Consider the following 20,645-nt stretch of genomic DNA (forward strand, 5'->3'; position numbering starts at 1 on the left):
TAACGCGATGGAAGATATGATTGTTCAGGGATTGACTCAAAATAACTTAAAACATGTGTCTTTTCGAATTCCAAAGGAGAAGATTACGGTATTTACCGGAGTATCCGGATCAGGGAAGTCCAGTATTGTGTTTGATACCATTGCTGCCGAATCACAGAGACAGATGAATGCCACCTATCCGTCGTATGTACGGTCAAGGCTTCCGAAGTATCCAAAGCCGGCAGTAGAACGCATCGATAATCTGACTGCCTCCGTTGTAGTGGACCAGTCACCACTGGGAGGGAATGCCCGTTCAACCGTAGGGACCATCAGCGGTTTGTACGCCAGTCTGCGCCTGTTGTATTCGAGAATTGGCAGTCCGTATGTGGGAACAGCCTCTTACTTTTCATTCAACGATCCCAACGGGATGTGCAGGACATGCTCGGGCCTGGGAAAGATTACACAGGTTGATATCGAAGCGGTCATAGACCGGGACAAATCCTGGAATGAAGGCTGCGTGAAAGACTCCCTGTACAGTCCGGGGACCTGGTACTGGAAGCAGTATGCCAGGTCAGGTCTGTTTGACCTGGATAAGCCGGTGAAAGAATATACGGCTGAAGAATATAATCTGCTGTTATACGGCTCCCGAAGCGGTACTGGCAAACCGGAAAATCCGAAGGTGACTGGAATTTTTCATAAATATACAAAAACTCTTCTGAACCGGGATATCAGCAGTAAAAGCAGGCATACACAGGAAAAATCACAGAATCTGATTGCAGAGACGGTATGCACGGAGTGTCATGGAAGGCGTCTGAATAAGGAGGCTTTACGCTGTAAGATCAATGGGTATTCCATCGCGGATTTATGTGAGATGGAGCTTACACAGCTGCGGGAGGTGCTGTCCCGGATATCCGACCAGACTGTGGATGTGCTGGTGCAGACTCTGATCGAGGGACTGGACCGTATGATTGAGATTGGTCTGCCGTATCTTCATCTGAACCGTGAAACACCATCCCTGTCAGGGGGTGAAGCACAGAGACTCAAATTAGTCCGGTACATGGGGAGCAGCCTGACCGGAATGACGTATATCTTCGACGAACCCAGCGCGGGAATGCACCCACGGGACGTCTGCCGCATGAACAGTCTGCTGAAACAACTCCGTGATAAGGGCAATACAGTACTGGTGGTGGAGCATGATAAGGATGTAATTTCTATTGCTGACTATGTCATCGACGTAGGGCCCGGTGCAGGGCAGGAGGGCGGAGAGATTGTTTTTGCAGGCAGTTATCAGGAGCTTCTGGAGTCCGGCAGTCTGACGGGGAATGCCATGCTTGCATCTCTTCCGGTTAAGATAAAAACGAGAAAAGCGGCTGGAAGTCTTCCGGTCCGTGGGGCCAGCCTGCATAATTTAAAAAATGTGAATGTAGATATCCCGCTGGGAATTATGACCGTAGTGACGGGAGTCGCCGGATCTGGAAAGAGCACGCTTATATCACAGGTGTTTGCCAGACAGTATGAGAAAGATATTGTGATGGTCGATCAGGGCCCGATCACGGCTACAAACCGCTCTACACCGGCATCCTATCTGGGATTCTTCGATGAGATACGGAAAGTGATGGCCAGGGAGAGCGGAAAGGCGGACAGTTTATTCAGCTTTAATTCTGCCGGTGCCTGCCCTGTGTGCGGGGGAAAAGGAATTATAGTCACAGAACTGGCGTTTATGGATCCGATCGTTACAGAGTGTGAGGCCTGCTGCGGAAAGCGGTATAACGAAGAAGCACTGGCGTGTACGTACAAAGGAAAAAATATCGTAGAACTGCTGGAAATGACCGCCTCACAGGCAATGGAGGTGTTTGAGGATGCGAAAATCCGAAAGCATTTAAACGTGATGAAGCAGGTGGGGCTGTCTTATCTGACGCTTGGTCAGCCGCTCAGCACGCTGTCCGGCGGCGAGCGGCAGAGGGTTAAACTCGCAAAGAATCTGGGTAAAAAGGGAAGTATTATCGTTATGGACGAACCAACAACGGGACTGCATGCGTCGGATATCCGGAACCTGTTAAATCTGTTTGATCTGATTGTATCCCGAGGCAACAGTCTGGTTGTGATTGAACACAACCTTGACGTGATGAAGCAGGCGGACTGGATTATCGACATTGGCCCTGACGGCGGGAAGAACGGCGGGGAAGTGGTTTTTGAGGGTGTGCCGATGGAGATGATACAGTCTTCGGAAACATTGACGGCACAGTGTCTGCGGTCGTCGTGTACTTTATAATACCCTTGAAACCGGAAGATCAGAAGCAGGGATTTTGCCCGAATCATAAGAAACAGAATCATAACCATACAAAGACAACCGCCGGGGACCCGTAAACCCGGCGGTTTCTTTCAGGCTTGAATTATCGCCTTATATTATATATAATAATATAATACGGAAATCCAGATTTTTATTAGAAATACGAATAAAATGGGAAGTACAGGGCGTTACGATAAAAAAATCAAAGGAGACAAAAAATGAGAGTAAAAAAGATAGCAGCCGCACTGATCTGCGCGGCACTGGTATCAGGGATGACAGGTATGACGGCACTGGCAGTGGTAGAAAGCAAAATCAGTTCGGTCACTCTTGTAGTGGAAGCGGATTTGGAGGTTGGACAGAATATTCAGGATCAGGAAATAGAATTTACTCCGAAGAGCGATAAATACACGGCGGGAGAATATGAATTTCTGAATACGGGATTTACCTGGTCGGAGGAAGATATTCCAACTGTTAAGGTAAGCATCTATGCAGAAGACGGATATAAGTTTGCAGTCTCAAAGGATAAAATAACGTTAAAAGGCGCAACGCTTGTTAATTACGGGCGTGAGGACGAGTCACACACACTGGTCCTTACCATGCAGCTGCCGCCTCTGGCAGAGCAGACCTCTGCCATCGAACAGGCTGGCTGGACCTCAACGACCGGAGTGTCCTGGAGCCAGTCCGCAGGAGCGGGCAGCTATGAAGTAAAGCTTTACCGTGATGGAAAGACGGTGGGAACGACGAAGACAACAGAGAGCACTTCCTATGATTTTTCAGCAGCCATGACAAAGGCGGGAACGTATTTTTACCGTGTCCGTCCGGTCAACAGGCTGAAGCCGGAGAATAAAGGTGAATGGGTGGAATCTCCATCCAGATACATCGACAGTGACACGGCCGCAGCGATCTACCAGAAGGGCAGTTCCGCAGGTGAATGGAAGCAGGATGAGGCCGGCTGGTGGTACAGAAACGGAGACGGAACCTATACGGTCTCCAACTGGCAGCAGATTGACGGAGCATGGTATTTCTTTAATGAACAGGGATATATGGCAACCGGATGGATAGACTGGAACGGCACCCGGTATTACTGTGATCCGGCCAGCGGAAAGATGCTGGCAAATGCAGTTACGCCTGACGGGCATACCGTAGGAGCCGATGGGGCTCTGATGCAGTAGTACAGATACAGGAAAGGAAGAACGATGCCTGTTCTTGGGAGGTAATTCAATATGCCGCAAAACAGCTTGCAGCCTGATCTGCCACTGATCGTCATAGTGGCAGATTCAGCGCAAAAGGTGAGATATGTACATGAAGAGATGCAGAAATTTCTGGATTACCCTGTGTCCGGGTGTTCTGGCAGAGATCTTTCAGAAGTTATCTGGGATATTGCGGGACAACGGCTGAATGGTACGCCGGACAAAGGGTATGGCGAGCTGCTTTTTTCCAGAGGAACAGAAGAATACCGTCTGACAGTTCAGCTGCTTGATTCCGGCCGGGAACAGGCTGCGCCGGAAATCACTGTTATACTCCAAAAGAACGGGGACACGGAAAGACGGAATTTGGAACAGGAGCTTTCTTTAAATCTGCAGAGATATAAGATCGCGCTTTCCCGGTGCAGCAATATTATATGGGAATACCATCTGGATGAAGACTGCGCTTATCTGCAGGGCGACAGAAGGTTACCTTTTGCACCGTCCGGGAAGATTACGGACTTCAGCAAAAAGATGGTAAAGGATAAGTGCGTGGATCCGGAGAGCCTGCCCGCCCTTCGGCAGATGTTCCTTGATTTGAAGGCGGGGAATCCCATGGCCTGCGCTCTCCTGCACATCAGGCGTAATGACGGAGGACAACGCTGGTTCCGGGTTACCCATACGGTGCTGCGCAGCGGAGACGGGGCGGATCACATCGCCATAGGAGTTGCCGAGGATATCAGCAGAGAGCAGAAGGAGCAGGAGAGATACCAGCAGGAAGAGAAGTACCGCCAGGCACTGGTGGTAGATGCACTGGCTTCCTATGAAATCGATATTGACAATGACAGGATCATTGAAAAAATTATCGAGAACAATAAGGACATGCTGGCCTCGGTAGGTCTGTCTGTCAACTGCAGATATACCCAGTTTTTAAAGCGCTGGGCAGAAAAGAATATCCACACAGAGGATCGTTTTATCTTTTTGCAGGAGATGAATCCCGATGTTCTGCGCAGGCGGTTTGAAAATGGCCATCAGGAGGCAGAGTGTGAATACCGCAGCTTAAATGCCAACAACGAGATGATCTGGTGCAATACCACCATCTATCTAATTGAGTCCGGGGGACATCTGATGGGCTTCGTTTATGTGAAGAACATCGAGGAGAAGAAGCGGAAAGAACTGGAACTGCTCCGCCAGTCCCGAATCGATCCCCTGACCGGACTTCTCAACCGTGCGGCCTGCCTTCAGGAGATCAACTACCTGTTAAAGGAGAACGGCCCGGAAGAAAGTGCGCTTCTCATCATCGATGTTGATAATTTTAAAATGGTCAATGATACCTTCGGACATATGTACGGAGACAAGGTTCTGGCAGGTATTGCGTATAAACTGAGAGATATTTTTGATGAGGATGCCATAGTAGGGCGTCTCGGCGGAGATGAGTTTCTGATTTTCATGTTTCATATTCCGGGTGAGGACGCAGTCTGCCATAAGGCTCAGATCGTAGCCAGAGAGCTCCAGACTATTCAGCAGGAAGGGGAAAACCAGGTTGTGGTCACCAATTCCATCGGTATCGCCTTCAGCCCGCGCCATGGCTGCAGATTTCAGGAGCTGTATGTGAAGGCAGATACAGCCCTGCGCTATGCCAAACAGTCCGGAAAATCCTGCTACAGCGTATTCGGTGATAAGATATCCCGGGTCGTACCCATGCAGTATGTGAACCGGGAGTGGCTTCTCGATGAATTGGAGGAGATTGTTTATATCAGTGATATTCAGGACTACACGCTGCTTTATGTCAATCGGGTGGGGCGTGAACAGATTGGAATGAAGCTGGAGGACTTTGAAAAAAAGAAGTGCTACCAGATGCTGCAGGGAAGAAATACCCCGTGTCCATTCTGCAATAATGCAAAGCTTGTGAAAGAGAGTTTTATCACGTGGGAATATGAGAACCCATATCTGAAGAAGTACTTCATTGTGAAGGATAAGCTGGTGGAATGGAATGGCCGGCCGGTACGTATGGAGATTGCCGTGGATGTGGGAAATCATCTGATCGGTGATTATACGACTACCGCCAAATACCACATGGAGACAGTAATGCTTGAGAGTCTGCGGACGCTGAACAGTGCGGAGGACCTGGAGTCGGGAATTACCCGTATACTGGAACTGATCACACGCTTCTACGATGGATGCCGGTCTTATATTATTGAGATTGACCGTGAACGCGGATATGCCCATAACACCTATGAATGGTGCAGGGAAGGGATTCCTTCTCAGAAAGATTCTCTGCAGAATATTGCGCTTGACGCCATTCCTTATATTTTTGAAACCTTTAACAGAAAGCAGCACCTGATTATCTCAAGGGTGGAAGAATTAAAGTACACATATCCCAGTGAATATCAGTTCCTGAAGAGGCGCAGGGCTCACAGCCTGTTTGCAGTACCGTTTGAAGATGAAACGGCTTTTTCGGGATATATCGGGGTGGATAATCCGAACATTAACCAGGACACCATCCGGCTGCTGGATACCATTGCCTATAATATTGCAAATGAGATTAAGAAGAGACGTCTTTATGAACGGCTGGAGTTTGAGGCCGGCCATGATACCTTAAGCGGCCTGTTGAACAGAAGCAGTTTTGTACGTTATCAGAGTGAGATAGAGAAAAAATGTGGAGCGTCCTGTGGGATTATTACCGCAGATATCAATGGCTTAAAACAGCTCAATCAGGATTTCGGGCATTCCAGGGGAGACGAGACGATCATAGAGGTAACCCGGATTATGCGGTCCAGCTTTCCGGAAGGTGATATTTTCCGGCTGAGCGGGGATGAATTTGTCATTGTTGCCATGAACATGGCGTATGAGAACTTTATGAAGCTTGTGAAAAATATGGGGATAGAGCTGGATTCGAGGACCCCCAGCGGAGTATCCTTAGGAACCACATGGGTGGAGCACCTGACCGATTTCGATGTACTTCTGCATCATGCGGAAGAACTGATGCTGGTGAACAAACAGATTTACTATAAAAACAGCGATGAAGTACGCAAGCATTATTCCCCGGAAGGTTTGAAGCTTTTAGTCCATGATGTGGAACAGGGCTACTACAGGCTTTATCTCCAGCCCAAGTTTGATCCGGAGACGGGAACCGTGCATTCTGTGGAAGCGCTGTCGCGCTACCAGGCACCCGGCCGTGATCTTCAGTCTCCGGTGAAATTTGTATCGCTCCTGGAAAAGATGAAGCTGATCCGGTATCTTGATTTTTATATGCTGGAGGAAGTGTTCCGGCTCCTTTCCAGATGGAAAGCAGAAGGGAAACCATTGATCCCCGTATCCGTTAATTTCTCACGGATCACTCTGCTGGAGAGCGATTTATTCCAGATGCTCACGGAGATTCAGAGTAAATATGACGTTCCCTGTGACATGGTGATGATCGAGATCACGGAGAGAATCGGGGATATGGAGCATAAGGTGATGGAATCCATCGGATCGAAGCTCCGGAAGGCGGGATTCCGTATTTCTCTGGATGATTTCGGTGCAGATTATGCCAATATGTCCATTCTTTCAATCATGCATTTTGACGAGGTAAAGCTGGATAAGTCGCTGGTTGAAAATCTGGTGGAGAACGAGAAAAATCAGATCATTGTGAGATGCATCATTGAGATGTGCCGCAGACTTCATGTAGACTGTGTGGCGGAAGGGGTAGAGACAAAGGAACAGCTGGATCTTTTAAAAGAGTACGGCTACACTACCATCCAGGGCTTTTATTACAGCAAGCCCGTGGATGCAGGGCAGTTTTTGGTATAAGCTTAAAACCAGAACCAGTCAAAGGAATCCCATTCCTTTTCCAGCTCGGATATCTGTCTTCCGGCCTTTTTAAAGCGGTGTGAAGCTACGAAATACTGCACCACATGGAAGACACCCAGTGTGAATAAGATGGCGCCCATCATCATGACCATGGCGGTAGCCGTGGCAAAGGGATTGAAGATGGAGAGGGCGCCTAAAAGGATCGTGATGACAGCAGTAATCAAATGAAACCACCAGGAATCCAGACCAAACCTTTTAAGCTTCATCGAGGTTTTCAGTCCCATAATTCCATAGACAGCCAGAAAGACGCCCAGGATGAACGGAAGAATGGATGTCGCGGCCAGCGGTTTAAAAAGGAAAATAACCCCGAATACGATGGGGAAAAGAGCCAGCAGGCAGTGCATCCAGTACTTACCGAAGAAACTTTTAAACCGGGTGATTTCAACCAGCTTCGTGACGCCATAGACGATAAAGCAGACGCCGGTGCAGATGCCGGCCGTCGCCAGGGTGGGGCCGGGCAGTAAAAGCAGCAGAAGGCCCAGGAACGCGGCACAGATGGATATAACAAGGTATGAGCGTTTCATTTCTTTCCAGATCATAATAATTCTCCTTTAAGCTGAATATGGGGATAGAGGTAATTGGATAAAACAGGGCGGACCGTAGTGATGCGGCCCGCCCTGTTCCGGAACAGAGGACTGTTTCGTTCCGGGATTTATCGGTTATTCAATTAAGATGCGATGAGATTCCTCAACCTGCTTTGGCGAAGCTTTCGGAAACTCCAGATGCAGGATACCGTCCTCGAAGCGGGCCTTCATATCTTCCTGTTTCACATCCTCGCCCACGTAAAAGCTTCTCTGGCACGAACCGCTGTAACGCTCCTGGCGAACGAACTTGCCGGTCTTCTCGTCTTTTTCGTTTCGTTCCATACCGCGTTCGGCGGAGATGGTTACATAGCCGTCACGAAGATTAACGGTGATCTCATCTTTCTTAAATCCGGGCAGATCCATATCGAGTTCATAACCATTGTCATTCTCTCTGATATCGGTCTTCATCAGATTCTTTTCCCGTTTCCCGAAAATCGGGCTCTTGAAAGCATCTTCCATAAAGTCGTCAAATAAGTTTTCTCCAAAAATACTAGGCATCATCATAAGTCATTCCTCCTAACTTGAATTTCTTATATGTGTTGACACCTTGTCGGCAGCACATATATGGTTTAAAGTCGGCCACCTTTTCCTTGTGGTGCTTCTTTTTTGTTACAACTATGTTATAACACGATTTGTTAGCACTGTCAATAAGAAAGTGCTAATTTTATGCTTTTTTCACAGAAAATTCATATTGTAAATACAATTATTAAAAACTGATGGATTTTGATTGAGATTTTTGGAAAAATAATTGTCCAAAATAGGAGGCATGAACTTGTATGAACAGAGAAACTATCATATAATAGCACAAAGGAGACTTTTATGAAGAATTATATAGTACTGGATTTGGAATGGAATCAGAGCCCCGACGGAAAAGAGGGGACGATTGACCATTTTCCTTTTGAAATAATAGAAATCGGAGCGGTTCGTCTGGATGAAGAACGGAAGGAGATCGGGGAGTTCCGCCGTCTGATCAGGCCGCGGGTATATCCGCAGATGCATTACCGGATCTCTGAGGTCACCCATATGGATATGGCTGAGCTGGAGCGAAACGGAGAGACATTTGAGACTGTAATCAGGGACTTTCTGGAATGGTGTGGAGACGACTGCATATTTTGTACCTGGGGGAGTATGGACTTAACGGAGCTGCAGAGAAATATGGTGTATTACGGGGTGGAAATTCCCTTTGACAAGCCTCTTCTCTATTACGATGTTCAGAAGCTCTACAGCCTTCTTCAGGGAGACGGAAAACAGAAACAGTCGCTGGATATCACGGTAGAAGAACTGGGGATCAGGGAGGACCGCCCATTTCACCGGGCCCTTGACGATGCCCACTATACCGGCCGGGTCATGGCGGCCATGGACTTTGAGCGGGTGATGGAATACTGGTCAACCGATTATTACCGGCTGCCGGAGAGTAAGGAGGAGGAGGTCTATCTGATCTTTCCCGGATACTCCAAATACATTTCCAGAACCTTTGAGACAAAGGAGGAGGCTATCGCGGACAAGACGGTCACCGATTTAATCTGCTACCGCTGCAACCGCATGCTCAGAAAGAAGGTACGGTGGTTTTCTGTGAATCAGAAGTTTTACTTTGCTCTGGGAATCTGCCCGGAGCATGGATATTTAAAGGGTAAAATACGCATGAAGCGCAGTGACGACGGACGAATCTACGCCGTTAAGACCATGAAGCTGGTTGATGAGGAAGGCGCGCGGCAGATCAGCGAAAAGAAGGAAGAAGCAAAGAAGAAGCGCGTGGAAAAGACGAAGCACAGAAAACAGAAAATAAATATGAAAATGCGGGGAAGCGATTAAGTTTCGCTTTCCCGCATTCTGTATCCGACTCCGATTTCCGTATAAATATACTGAGGTTCTGCCGGATTGAGTTCCAGCTTTCTCCGGATATGTGCCATATTGACCCGCAGGATCTGGTTGTTGCTGTCTGCGTAGGGGCCCCAGATTCTGCTGATGATATAATCGTAGGTAAGGACTTTTCCGGACTGTTCGGCCAGAAGGGATACCAGCTTGTATTCGATCTGGGTTAAGTGGATCTCCTTATCTTTGAGCATGACGAGACGTTTGTCAAAATCGATGACCAGATCTCCGCTGCGGTACGGCGGCTGAATGAGTTTCCCGTCTCCGGTGCTGACGGTCGGCTTGCCGTGGCGGAGTGCGGTGCGGATGCGGGCCATGAGCTCGCTGGTACCGAAGGGCTTTGTAATATAGTCGTCGGCGCCGAAATCCAGTGCAGCCACCTTTTCCTGCTCCTGAGTCCTGGCAGAGATGACAATGATCGGGATGCTGGACCAGCTGCGCACATTTTTGATGATGTCAATCCCGTCTAAATCAGGCAGTCCCAGATCCAGGAGAATCATATCCGGGCAGCAGGCGTTGATTAGTGAAAGGCCCTCTTTTCCGCTGACTGCGGTGAGTACCTTGTAATCATGAGTCTCCAGCGCCGCTTCGATAAAACTCAGAATGTTTTTCTCATCTTCGATGATAACGATCGTTAACTTACTCATATGTATCTTCTCCTAACGGTAACGTAAATGTGAACCGGGCTCCATGTTTTCCATTGGCAGCCGTGATGGTGCCGCCATGAGCGGTAATAATAGTTTTACAGATTGACAGTCCGATTCCCATTCCTTTGTGGGAATCTCCGCTGCTGTTCGGGGAGGGGGTATAGCCGTCAAACAGGGTGTCCAGCCGTTCCGGCGGAATACCGATGCCGTGATCCGTGATATCGAACCAGGCCAGACCGTCGTGGACGGTGACGGTCAAATCGATGGGCTCATCCGTATGCGAGTGGTAGACTGCATTTTCCAGCAGGTTTATAATGACCTGTTCGATCAGGGTGGCATCCATGGGCACCATGATAAATTCATCCGGTACCGTAACGTGAACAACGGTATCGGGAAGCCGCTTGTGGAAGCGCTGTACCGCCTCAGAGGCCACTTCTTCCAGCGGCTCTGAGGATTTCATCACCTGAGTCTCAGAATCGCGGATCCTGGTGACGCTGAGCAGATTCTCCACCATGTTGAGGAGCCAGTTGGCATCCTCGTTGATGTTGGATACCATGGCAGTCTTTTCGGTCTCTGACATATGATCCCTGTTTTCCAGATAGGCGCTGCTGGCGCCGATGATGCCTGTCAGCGGAGTCCGCAAATCGTGGGAGACGGCTCTCAGCAAATTGGCCCGCATCGTCTCTTTTTCAGCCTCCATCAGGATGTGGTTCTGCTCTTTTAAATGAGTGGTGGTCGTACTTGTAATACCGGAGATCAAAAGCATGGCAATGAAGGTTACCGGATAGCCATCCAGCGTAAAATCCAGCTCCATAAACGGATACGTAAACACATAGTTTACACAGATGACGCCGATGACAGAAGCGATGATTCCCGGTACATACCCATCTGTGTAACGCGCCGTCAGCATGACCGCCAGCATGAATACGATCCCCACGTTGGTTCTGTTCCCGCCGATAAAGAGAAACAGGGTGGAGCAGATGGTGGCTAAAAGCAGAAAAACCGATGTGACGACAATATTGCGCATCAGATCTTCTTTGGGCATCTTGCCTTGTCTTTTTATCTTCATTGTCTTTCCATGCCTTTCCGCGAATTATTTAAATTTTAAATGCCGGTTTCCGCGGCCTTTCTTTCGCTTGGAGGTGTAGGCGCTTCGGCGCTGTTCCATCAGGCTGTTGAACTCATCGGCGGATACGCCGGAATCCTGCAGACGTTTTAACCTCTGTTCATGGCGGAAATGGTATTCCTGTTCTTCTCTGTTTTTTCTGAGGACCAGAAATGTGATCAGCGCGCCGAGGAGTATGATACCGGCGACACTTCCGAGAATAATCCAGGCAATGGAAGGGATCTCGAAGGGTCTTAATGCCTTTTCTCTGTAATCCTCCGTCTCTTTTGGAAGCTCTGTTTCGTCCTGGCTGCCCGCCGTTTCTGCGGCGCTGGTCTCCGTGCCGGCGGTTTCCTCACCGCTGCCGGCCGGATCGGTCTCTGCAGCGGATTCTTCCGTGCCTGCGTCTGCTGCCAGCGGCTGGGAGGAGGCTGCGCTTTCAAACAGCGCCGGATTCGTCTCTAAATACGTACAGCCGATCTGGCGTTCATTGTAACGGTAGCAGATTTTTGCAACTGCATGATCTGGATCGCTGTCTGATATATCGTAACTGAGCGCTGCCTCGGCATCTGAAAATTCTGCCGTCTTCGGAAGTATAATCCGTCCGTCGGGATCTAAAATCAGCGCGGCCGGTTTGTCAAGAGCAAGGCCTCCAAAGGTTAGATCACTGCTGACAGGGCTGAATTTCGTCTCGTGATCCGCAGCCCGGACGGATACAAAATTCTCGAATCCAAAGTCCAGCAGATTTTTTGTGTCCGTCCAGTACTGGGGCGTCGAGCCTTTCAGGATGACGGCAATAAGCTTTAAGCCGTTCTTTCTGGCGCAGGTGACCAGCGTGTTGCCGGCCAGTGTGGTATAGCCGGTTTTACCGCCCACGATGCCGGGATAATAGTACGGCGTACTCTTTTTAAGCATCTTATGGCCCGGGTAGATGGTCAGACCTTCCGGGTTAATGGAATTCGGCGGAAGCTTGTAATAGGTGGTGGAATCGATTTCCTCGAAGGTGGGATTTAAAAAGGCAGCTCTGGCGATTAAGGCCATGTCGTAAGTGGAAGTATAGTGTTCCGGGTCGTTTAAACCGCTGGGGTTGGCGAAATGGGTGTCGGTGCAGCCCAGCTCCTTTGCCTTTGCATTCATCATATCAGCAAACGCTTCCGTACTTCCGGCCACATGTTCTGCGAGGGCGTTGGCCGCTTCGTTGGCCGATTTTAAAAGCAGGGCATAGAGGCAGTCCTTCACGGACAGTTTGTCGCCTTCATTAATACCCGCGTTGCTGCTTCCCGCCTCCACGTTAAAGACCGCGTTGTGGGAAAAGGTGACGGTTTCATCGAGGCTGCATGTTTCAATGACGATCAGTGCCGTCATAATCTTCGTAATACTGGCCGGAAAATACTGATTGTGAATATTCTGTCCCCAAAGTACGGTTCCGGTGTCCGCGTCTATGACGATACCGCTTTCCGCCTGAACAGAAACACCGGAGGGCCAGTCAGGGGCCGCCAGTGCTGTTGCTGGAAATGCCCCCATAAGGAGCATCAGGCATAAGAGGAACGCCGACATTCGTTTTATCAATTGCGTCATATCGTGTAATCTCTCCGTATTTTCATTCGGTTTCATAAAAAGGTCCACTTTACAGTATAGGTTATTTCCTGTAACAAGTAAAGGTTCAAACGCTATTTTTCTTTGATTTTCTAAGGAAAAAGAGGGCCAGACCGAAGACAACAGCGACACAGAGAAAGAAGGTGATTCCTATATGAAGCACCGTATCACTGAAAAATCCTTCCGGGACGATATTGATCAGCATGTCTGTGGCAGGATCCAGAATCCATAAGTCGTTGTGAAAGAAAATATGATGGAACATGATGAAGTATTTCGTAAAATCCGTGGATATGATGGCGGCGAGTACCGCGGTGATTCCGAAGAACAGGCCGGTTCCCAGGCAGACCGATCTCGGGAATACCCGTTTAAAGTCGGCTTTTAACAGGAACAGAATTATTACGCAGAGAGCCATGACAAGCAGACAGCCCCGGCGGATGGAGAGTGCGTCCAGGAAGAGTCCGCGGACATCCTCCATGTGGGCAATTTCACGCTCATTGAAAAACTCCCGGGATACGCCTCCCATGGTGGTGGCGACATGAAGATCGGCCCGTTTTCCCCGCAGATAGGCCATCATCTGGTCCGTCACATCGAGTAAATCTTCCATTGTCATGTCCACTGCTTCGGTGACGTTGTATTTTGCATATTCTTTTTCAAAATAGCCTGGGGTCCAGTAGACAACGGCCTCCACTGAGGTGATTAAGAGCGCAGCCATCAGGCAGAGGGAAAAGACGATGCCTGCGGTGTAATGAATCAGTGTTTTCATAGTAAGTCCTCCTGTAATGGTGTAACGGTTATTTTTTCGTGGCCGTCGGCAGATCCCAGCAGTAGCGGGTCGCCAGAATCCGGATCAGGATGACGGAACCGGCTCCGATCAGCATGGCGGCATCGTTGTTCATATAGTCCTGAAGATAGGCGTAAAGGACTGCTCCCGTGATGGAGGCGCAGGCGTAGACGTGTTTCTTCAGTATATAAGGCGTTTCTCCGGCCATAATGTCTCTTAAGAGACCGCCGCCCACTCCGGTAATCACACCGAGAAAGATAATCAGAAAATGGTAGCGTCCGTAGCCGGCCAGCACTGCGGTGTCGATGCCTACCACGGTAAAGGCGCCAAGTCCTACCGCATCGAAGATATTCATGACTTTCTCATACATTTCGATGGACCGGCTGGCAAGTATCTTCTGGTTGCACCGTACGATTACAAACAGGATCATAACCGTTATGAAGGCAAGTAATACATAGACCGGATCCTTAAAGAGATTTGGCGGCACATTTCCGATGATGATGTCCCGCAGCATACCGCCGCCTACGGCTGTGGTGACGCCAAGGACGATGACTCCCAGAAGATCCAGCTGCTTTTTGATGGCCACCATGGCCCCGGATGAGGCAAAGGCGATCGTCCCAACCGCTTCCACGAAAAATAGTAATGACAACTGCAGTTCCATATTCAAAAACCCCCGAATGTTCCATATTAAGCATTTTCACGTTGAATCAACAAAAGTATACGTTTCTGTGCGAAGTTTGTCAATAAATATGCAGAAACAGAAAGAAGTATTTTCTTGTTTTTAACACGCTGAAGTGGTATAGTACTATTGGACTGAATGTAAAAAATTGATAAATTTAAAATATTTTACTTGCAATTTTTCGGAAAATTATTTATTATTGAAAGTGAAACAGTTCAAAAGTGAACAATCGGGAGGTGACCATATCTATCGAAGGCCCAAGGGGGCCGAAGGCATGTGACCATGCCGGAGGACTTCCGGGAAAGCAGCGGAACTTAATCATTAATTTTAAGAAAGAGGTGTTTGCATGATTGATCAGAAAGAGTTTGTAAAAAATGTTGATGAGTGGTCCAGTATCTGTTTAAACGATGAGAGGATCGACTTGGGGTTATATGAAAAATATGACGTAAAACGAGGGCTCAGAGATAAGAACGGCAATGGTGTTGTGGCAGGTCTTACAAAGGTGTCGAAGATTTTGTCCAGCAAGACGGTGGATGGAGTGAAGATGCCGTGTGAGGGCCAGTTATTCTACCGTGGTTATAATATTTATGACCTGGTGGGCGGTGTAGTGAAGGACAGCCGTTTTGGTTATGAAGAGATCGCCTATCTGCTTCTGTTTGGCGAACTGCCGAATACGGAACAGCTGGAGCGCTTCTCCCAGACACTCGCCTATAGCCGCACCCTGCCTACAAACTTTGTCAGGGACGTGGTCATGAAGGCTCCCAGCAAGGATATGATGTCCTGCCTGGCGAGAAGCATCTTAACGCTTTCCTCCTACGATGATATGGCCAGCGATATTTCCGTTCCAAACGTGCTGCGTCAGAGCCTGATGTTAATCAGCGTCATGCCGATGTTAGCCGTATACAGTTACCACGCTTTCAACCATTATGAGCGTGACGAGAGTATGTATATCCATCGTCCGGACGAGAATCTGTCCACGGCTGAGAATCTGCTGCGTCTGCTCCGGCCGGATAAGAATTACTCCAAGGTGGAGGCACACGTGCTGGATCTGGCTCTGATTCTTCATATGGAGCACGGCGGCGGCAACAACTCCACATTCACGACGCACGTCGTCACCTCCTCCGGCACGGACACGTATTCGGTGGTAGCGGCGGCACTCGCTTCCCTAAAGGGACCAAAACACGGCGGCGCCAACATCAAGGTCGTCGAGATGATGGAAGACTTACGGAAGGAAGTCCACGACTTAAAGGACGAGGAAGAAGTAGAATTCTATTTAAGAAGACTGTTACATAAAGAGGCATTTGATAAGAAGGGCTTAATCTACGGCATGGGTCACGCCGTTTACTCCAAGTCCGATCCGCGTGCGGAGATCTTCAAGGGGTTTGTTCACCAGCTGTCCGAAGAAAAGGGGCGTATGGATGACTTTAACTTATATTCCATGATCGAGCGTCTGGCACCGCAGGTGATTGCGGATGAGAGAAAGATTTACAAGGGCGTCAGCGCCAATGTGGACTTCTACAGCGGTTTTGTATACAGCATGCTGGATATTCCGAAGGAACTGTTCACTCCAATTTTTGCGATTGCCAGAATCGTCGGATGGAGCGCTCACCGGATTGAGGAGCTGATCAACATGGATAAGATCATCCGTCCGGCCTATACGAGCGTTATGATGGAAGAAGAGTATACACGTCTGGATGACAGATAGGAACTGAATAAAGATGCGGGAGAAAGCGGTTGTAAACAGTGGATGAAATCCGGCTGGTTTACAGCCGTTTTTATATCCCTGTCCGACAGGATTCCATTGAGTTTTGTACCTGGAAGCGCTATAATAAAACTAATATTGCCCCGAGGAACCAGGTTCCGGGCGGCGGACCGCACAGGGAAAGAGAGGTACATGAGATGACGGATCGTACATTGGATATCTTAAAGCAGGCATCGGTGGATGTGGAGGAGGCACTGGCCCGTTTCAGCGGAAACAGCAGGCTGTATGAAAAATTTCTTATAAAATTCCTTCAGGATGACTGCTTTAAAAGGATTGAGGGCGCAGTGAAAGCGAGGGACAGTCAGGAGATGCTGACTGCTTCCCACACATTAAAGGGAGTAGCCGGGAATCTGGGATTTGTCGCTTTGATGGATGCCTGTGCAGAGATGGTGAGGCAGCTGAGAAGCAATAATATGGAGGGGGCGCTGGAGGCCTATCCGGGTGTGAAGGAGACCTACGAAACAGTGTGCGCCGCAATTAACAGCATGGAGGATATGGGTGGATGAAAACGCGTGATACCCTTCTGATTGTGGACGACATGGAGGTAAACCGCGCAATCTTAAGAAGCCTTTTTGAGCATCAGTATAATCTTCTGGAAGCAGAAAACGGTGAGCAGGCGCTTCTCCTGCTTCGGGAGTATGAGGAACATGTGGCAGCCATGCTGCTGGATCTGGTCATGCCGGTGAAAGACGGCTATGAGGTCATGGAGGAGATGGGAAAAAGCGGACTTGTGTCGCGCATTCCGGTTATTGTTATAACCTCAGATGATACAGCGGAAAGCGAAGTCCGCGCCTTTGATCTGGGGGCAGCGGATATTATCATGAAGCCATTTGAACCCCATGTGGTAAAAAGAAGGGTACAGAATGCAGTGGAGCTGTGCCGCCACAAACTTCATCTGGAGGAACTGGTGGAAGAGCAGTCGGCCAGCCTGAGAGAGTCCAACGCCATCATGATTGATGCCCTCTCCTCCATTATTGAATACCGGAGTGTGGAGTCGGGCCAGCATATACGCAGGATCCGCATGTTTACCAGGATCCTTCTGGAGGATGTGGCGAAGACCTACCAGGAGTACAATTTAGACGGCAGAACCATAGAAATCATTGCAGATGCCTCGTCCATGCACGATATAGGCAAGATCGCGATACCGGACTCCATTTTAAACAAGCCGGGTCCCCTGACCAGGGAGGAGTTTGAGGTGATGAAGACTCACACCACAAAAGGGTGTGAGATGCTTTCCGGTCTGGAACGCATGAACGATAAAGAGTATATCGGCTACGCTTATAATATCTGCCGTTACCATCACGAGCGGTGGAATGGAAAGGGTTATCCGGATGGCTTAAAGGGGGATAATATACCGATCTGTGCGCAGGTCGTGGCTATTGCAGACTGTTACGACGCATTGACCACGGATCGTGTCTACAAAAAGGCGCTTCCGCCGGAGCAGGCGTTTAACATGATACTGAACGGCGAATGCGGCGAGTTTTCCCCACGGCTTCTGGAGTGCTTTAAGAATGTCCGTGAGGATTTTGCAGCGCTGTCCAGGGCATATGCGGACGGACTTGCTCCAACGCGGAAACCAGAAAGAAAAGAAGTGCGGCCATCCAGTACCATTGACACCGCCGGTACGCTGGAACAGGGACAGATGAAGTATTTGACACTGCTTCGGTATGTGGATTCCACAGTTATGGAGGTGGATCTAAACACAGGGGTCTACCATGTCGTTTATATGCCTGACCGCGATTTCGAACTCCTTCGCTCGGGGAGCAGATTTGAAGATTCGGTAAAAGCCTTCGTTCAGGGCGCTGTCTATCCCGAAGACCGGGATATCGTGCTGGGCCTTCTGGGCGATTATATGGAGGAATTTTTTTCGGATGGCCTGATGAGGAGGACGAGAAAATACCGGGTGCTGGACCAGGCGGCAGGCGTATATTACTGGTGTTATGCCACCCTGCTGCGGGTGGACCCCGGTAATCCGAACCAGAAAAAGGTGATGCTGATCTGGCACCGGGCATCGGATGAACCGCTTGAGGTCCCGCATTCGGGGTGCGCAGAGGAGGACCTGTTTCGTGAGACGGTGATCGGCCGGCTGGCCGGCGGAGTCATAAAGTGCAGAAATGACAAATGGTACACGTTTGCGGACAACGGAAAAGGGCTGCACGGCTTAACCGGCTGTACGGAGCAGGTGATCCGCGATAAATACCATAACCGCTATAAAGAGGTCATTTATCCGGCAGACCGGGATCTGGTAAGCCAGGGGCTGGTATCACAGATGGGAGAGGGGCGTATTGCAGAGCTGGAATACCGGCTGGTTACGGAGGATGGAAGGCTGATCTGGGTCATGGACCGGAGTATTCTGGTGACGGAAGAGGACGGAATGGAGTACATCTACACACTCCTGGTGGATATTACGCAGTCCCGGAAAGCCATGGAAGGGCTGCAGGAGTCGGTGGAACGCCATAAGATTATTCTGAATCAGACGAAAGACGTGATCTTCGAGTGGAATGTTACGACGGATGAGATCTCGTATTCCAGCAACTGGGAATGTAAATACGGGTATCAGCCGATTATCGAAGGGATCAGGCGCCGGCTGCCCTATGCCTCCCACATCAATCCGGACGATATTCCAGATGTGATGAAATTTACAAACGATATGATGACGGGCAGACAGCTTGGTGAGGTGGAGTTCCGGCTTGCAAACGCAGAGGGACGATACTGCTGGTGCAGAGTACGGGCGACAGCACAGTTTGATCCGGCGGGAAATACGGATAAGGTCATCGGCATCATCGAGGATATTGATGATGAGAAGCGGGAAACGGAAAAATTAATCGACAGGGCGGAACGGGATGTACTGACAAAGCTGTACAATAAACGGGCGGCCAGACATAAGATCAACCGGTTTCTGGAGCTTAGCCAGGGCAGGGAAGGCTCGGCCATGCTCATTATCGACGTAGATAATTTCAAGATGGTAAACGACCGGTACGGGCATATGTTTGGCGATGCGGTGCTGACGGAACTGGCCGCCAGAATAACCTCCCATTTCCGTGACAGTGATATTATCTCGCGGATCGGAGGCGATGAATTTATGGTTTTCATGCCCGGAACAGTAAACCATGAGATGGTTACAGAACGGGCCGGGCGGCTGATGGCATCCCTTCAGACCATGTTCAAAAATAATATGAAGGACGTTCCTTTTTCCTGCAGTATTGGTATCGCGTACAGCCCTGAGGACGGCAGCGATTTCCAGAGCCTCTTTCAGAACAGTGATGCGGCGCTGTACCAGGCAAAGCTTGAGGGGAAGAACCGCTGGATGCAGTACTGCAGGCCAGCGGTGAATGCTGCCTTGGAATTAAAAGAAGAGGCGGACAGACCGGAGGAGATGCGGGAGAATACGGAGCACAGAGGGCAGGGAACTGTAGCCAGGGTAATCAGTATGACCTTTCAGGAACTGTATGATGCGGCAGATTTCGACCGGGCGATGAATTCTATTCTCGAGATAACGGGAAGAATGTTTCATGTCAGCCGTGTTTATATATTTGAAAACTGCACCGACAGCGATGATTTCTGCACAAATACGTTTGAATGGTGCAGGGAGGGGATAACGCCGCAGCGTGCAAAACTGCGGAACGTTGCCTATACAGACCAGGGGGGAGATTACCGGGATAATTTTAATGAAGAGGGAGTGTTCTACTGTCTTGATATTACAGAGCTGAGACCGGAACTGCAGTACATGCTCGCAGAACAGGGAATCAGTTCAATGCTTCAGTGTTCGATAACAGCGGAAGGCGCTTTTAAGGGATTTGTGGGATTTGATGAGTGTGAGGCTGGGAGAATCTGGACACAGGAGCAGATTGACTGTCTCGTGTTTCTGTCTAAAATGCTGTCTACATTTCTGCTGAAAAAGAGGGCCGAGGACAAGTTACGGGAATCCATGCAGAATCTGGAGGGCATATTGAATAATCAGAATTCCTGGATCTATGTCATCGACGGGGAGACGTATCAGCTTAGGTATATCAATGAGAAAACGTACCAGATTGCGCCTGAAACCAGGCTGGGCATGTGCTGCTACGAGGCGTTCTTTAAACGGAATGAGCCGTGTGAGCACTGTCCTGTGAGAGAATGCGCCGGAAAGGAAAGCAGCATACTGGAAGTCTATAACCCGGTGCTGAATGTCTGGACACTGGCTGATTCTTCGCGGATCCGATGGGGGGACAGAGAAGCGTTCCTTCTGGCCTGCCACGATATCTCACCGTATAAGCGGATGGAGAAGGAGGAAGCGGCGAACCGCTGATTTTTAACTGAAAAAGCATCAGAGCC

The 20,645-nt window shown here is 49.3% G+C and carries 14 protein-coding genes; 7 read left to right on the top strand and 7 right to left on the bottom strand.

All coding sequences use genetic code 11. The features are described from left to right. The first annotated feature begins 7 nt into the window (after positions 1-7). From NE473_RS14095 to NE473_RS14105, 3 genes are all read left to right on the top strand, one after another. Positions 8-2,251 (top strand): ATP-binding cassette domain-containing protein, encoded by a 2,244-nt coding sequence (locus tag NE473_RS14095; RefSeq protein ID WP_022030234.1) that lies wholly within the window; start codon positions 8-10, stop codon positions 2,249-2,251. 236 nt (positions 2,252-2,487) lie between these two features. Then, positions 2,488-3,441 (top strand): cell wall-binding protein, encoded by a 954-nt coding sequence (locus tag NE473_RS14100; protein WP_055650178.1) that lies wholly within the window; start codon positions 2,488-2,490, stop codon positions 3,439-3,441. Positions 3,442-3,492: 51 nt separating this feature from the next. Continuing rightward, positions 3,493-7,245: an EAL domain-containing protein gene (locus NE473_RS14105; protein WP_256265290.1), complete on the top strand. Its 3,753-nt coding sequence runs from the start codon at positions 3,493-3,495 to the stop codon at positions 7,243-7,245. Positions 7,246-7,247: 2 nt separating this feature from the next. On the opposite strand, the gene NE473_RS14110 is transcribed toward NE473_RS14105, so the two are convergent. Together NE473_RS14110 and NE473_RS14115 are read right to left on the bottom strand one after the other, a co-directional pair. Next, entirely contained in the window at positions 7,248-7,844 is a 597-nt protein-coding gene (locus NE473_RS14110; protein ID WP_055650177.1) for an HdeD family acid-resistance protein, read from the bottom strand. Positions 7,845-7,964: 120 nt separating this feature from the next. Next, positions 7,965-8,393: an Hsp20/alpha crystallin family protein gene (locus tag NE473_RS14115; protein WP_006776660.1), complete on the bottom strand. Its 429-nt coding sequence runs from the start codon at positions 8,391-8,393 to the stop codon at positions 7,965-7,967. Positions 8,394-8,708: 315 nt separating this feature from the next. On the opposite strand from NE473_RS14115, the gene NE473_RS14120 reads away from it, so the two are divergent. Then, positions 8,709-9,701 (top strand): 3'-5' exonuclease, encoded by a 993-nt coding sequence (locus NE473_RS14120; RefSeq protein WP_055650176.1) that lies wholly within the window; start codon positions 8,709-8,711, stop codon positions 9,699-9,701. Here NE473_RS14120 and NE473_RS14125 read toward each other — a convergent pair. The 5 genes from NE473_RS14125 to NE473_RS14145 form a co-directional block, all read right to left on the bottom strand. After that, entirely contained in the window at positions 9,698-10,408 is a 711-nt protein-coding gene (locus NE473_RS14125; protein ID WP_006776658.1) for a response regulator, read from the bottom strand. The genes NE473_RS14120 and NE473_RS14125 overlap by 4 nt on opposite strands. Beyond that, positions 10,401-11,477, bottom strand: coding sequence for a sensor histidine kinase (locus tag NE473_RS14130; RefSeq protein ID WP_055650175.1), 1,077 nt, complete (start codon positions 11,475-11,477; stop codon positions 10,401-10,403). The genes NE473_RS14125 and NE473_RS14130 overlap by 8 nt, the downstream gene beginning before the upstream one ends. A gap of 24 nt (positions 11,478-11,501) precedes the next feature. Further along, a complete protein-coding gene (locus NE473_RS14135) occupies positions 11,502-13,091 on the bottom strand; it encodes a D-alanyl-D-alanine carboxypeptidase family protein (protein ID WP_256265291.1) in 1,590 nt (529 codons plus the stop codon). Positions 13,092-13,176: 85 nt separating this feature from the next. Then, positions 13,177-13,872: a TIGR01906 family membrane protein gene (locus NE473_RS14140; protein WP_055650173.1), complete on the bottom strand. Its 696-nt coding sequence runs from the start codon at positions 13,870-13,872 to the stop codon at positions 13,177-13,179. 28 nt (positions 13,873-13,900) lie between these two features. Then, a complete protein-coding gene (locus NE473_RS14145; protein ID WP_006773292.1) occupies positions 13,901-14,551 on the bottom strand; it encodes a trimeric intracellular cation channel family protein in 651 nt (216 codons plus the stop codon). 364 nt (positions 14,552-14,915) lie between these two features. Here NE473_RS14145 and NE473_RS14150 point away from each other — a divergent pair, with 364 nt between their 5' ends. From NE473_RS14150 to NE473_RS14160, 3 genes are read left to right on the top strand one after another with little or no spacing between them, the layout of a single operon-like run. Next, positions 14,916-16,274 carry a citrate/2-methylcitrate synthase gene (locus NE473_RS14150; RefSeq protein WP_022030242.1) on the top strand — a complete coding sequence of 453 codons (1,359 nt, stop codon included), beginning with the start codon at positions 14,916-14,918 and terminating at the stop codon, positions 16,272-16,274. A gap of 38 nt (positions 16,275-16,312) precedes the next feature. After that, positions 16,313-16,837: an Hpt domain-containing protein gene (locus NE473_RS14155; RefSeq protein ID WP_055650172.1), complete on the top strand. Its 525-nt coding sequence runs from the start codon at positions 16,313-16,315 to the stop codon at positions 16,835-16,837. Next, positions 16,834-20,619 carry a diguanylate cyclase domain-containing protein gene (locus NE473_RS14160; protein WP_055650171.1) on the top strand — a complete coding sequence of 1,262 codons (3,786 nt, stop codon included), beginning with the start codon at positions 16,834-16,836 and terminating at the stop codon, positions 20,617-20,619. Before NE473_RS14155 ends, NE473_RS14160 begins: the two co-directional genes overlap by 4 nt. Positions 20,620-20,645: the final 26 nt, after the last annotated feature.

It is taken from the genome of Hungatella sp. SL.1.14 (assembly GCF_024460495.1).
Taxonomy (GTDB): Bacteria; Bacillota; Clostridia; order Lachnospirales; family Lachnospiraceae; genus Hungatella; species Hungatella hathewayi.

Excerpts from the sequence above, each read along its gene's own strand:
- NE473_RS14095 (WP_022030234.1), top strand. The coding sequence starts at position 8 with ATGGAAGATATGATTGTTCAGGGATTGACTCAAAATAACTTAAAACAT.
- NE473_RS14100 (WP_055650178.1), top strand. The coding sequence starts at position 2,488 with ATGAGAGTAAAAAAGATAGCAGCCGCACTGATCTGCGCGGCACTGGTA.
- NE473_RS14105 (WP_256265290.1), top strand. The coding sequence starts at position 3,493 with ATGCCGCAAAACAGCTTGCAGCCTGATCTGCCACTGATCGTCATAGTG.
- NE473_RS14110 (WP_055650177.1), bottom strand. The coding sequence starts at position 7,844 with ATGATCTGGAAAGAAATGAAACGCTCATACCTTGTTATATCCATCTGT.
- NE473_RS14115 (WP_006776660.1), bottom strand. The coding sequence starts at position 8,393 with ATGATGATGCCTAGTATTTTTGGAGAAAACTTATTTGACGACTTTATG.
- NE473_RS14120 (WP_055650176.1), top strand. The coding sequence starts at position 8,709 with ATGAAGAATTATATAGTACTGGATTTGGAATGGAATCAGAGCCCCGAC.
- NE473_RS14125 (WP_006776658.1), bottom strand. The coding sequence starts at position 10,408 with ATGAGTAAGTTAACGATCGTTATCATCGAAGATGAGAAAAACATTCTG.
- NE473_RS14130 (WP_055650175.1), bottom strand. The coding sequence starts at position 11,477 with ATGAAGATAAAAAGACAAGGCAAGATGCCCAAAGAAGATCTGATGCGC.
- NE473_RS14135 (WP_256265291.1), bottom strand. The coding sequence starts at position 13,091 with ATGACGCAATTGATAAAACGAATGTCGGCGTTCCTCTTATGCCTGATG.
- NE473_RS14140 (WP_055650173.1), bottom strand. The coding sequence starts at position 13,872 with ATGAAAACACTGATTCATTACACCGCAGGCATCGTCTTTTCCCTCTGC.
- NE473_RS14145 (WP_006773292.1), bottom strand. The coding sequence starts at position 14,551 with ATGGAACTGCAGTTGTCATTACTATTTTTCGTGGAAGCGGTTGGGACG.
- NE473_RS14150 (WP_022030242.1), top strand. The coding sequence starts at position 14,916 with ATGATTGATCAGAAAGAGTTTGTAAAAAATGTTGATGAGTGGTCCAGT.
- NE473_RS14160 (WP_055650171.1), top strand. The coding sequence starts at position 16,834 with ATGAAAACGCGTGATACCCTTCTGATTGTGGACGACATGGAGGTAAAC.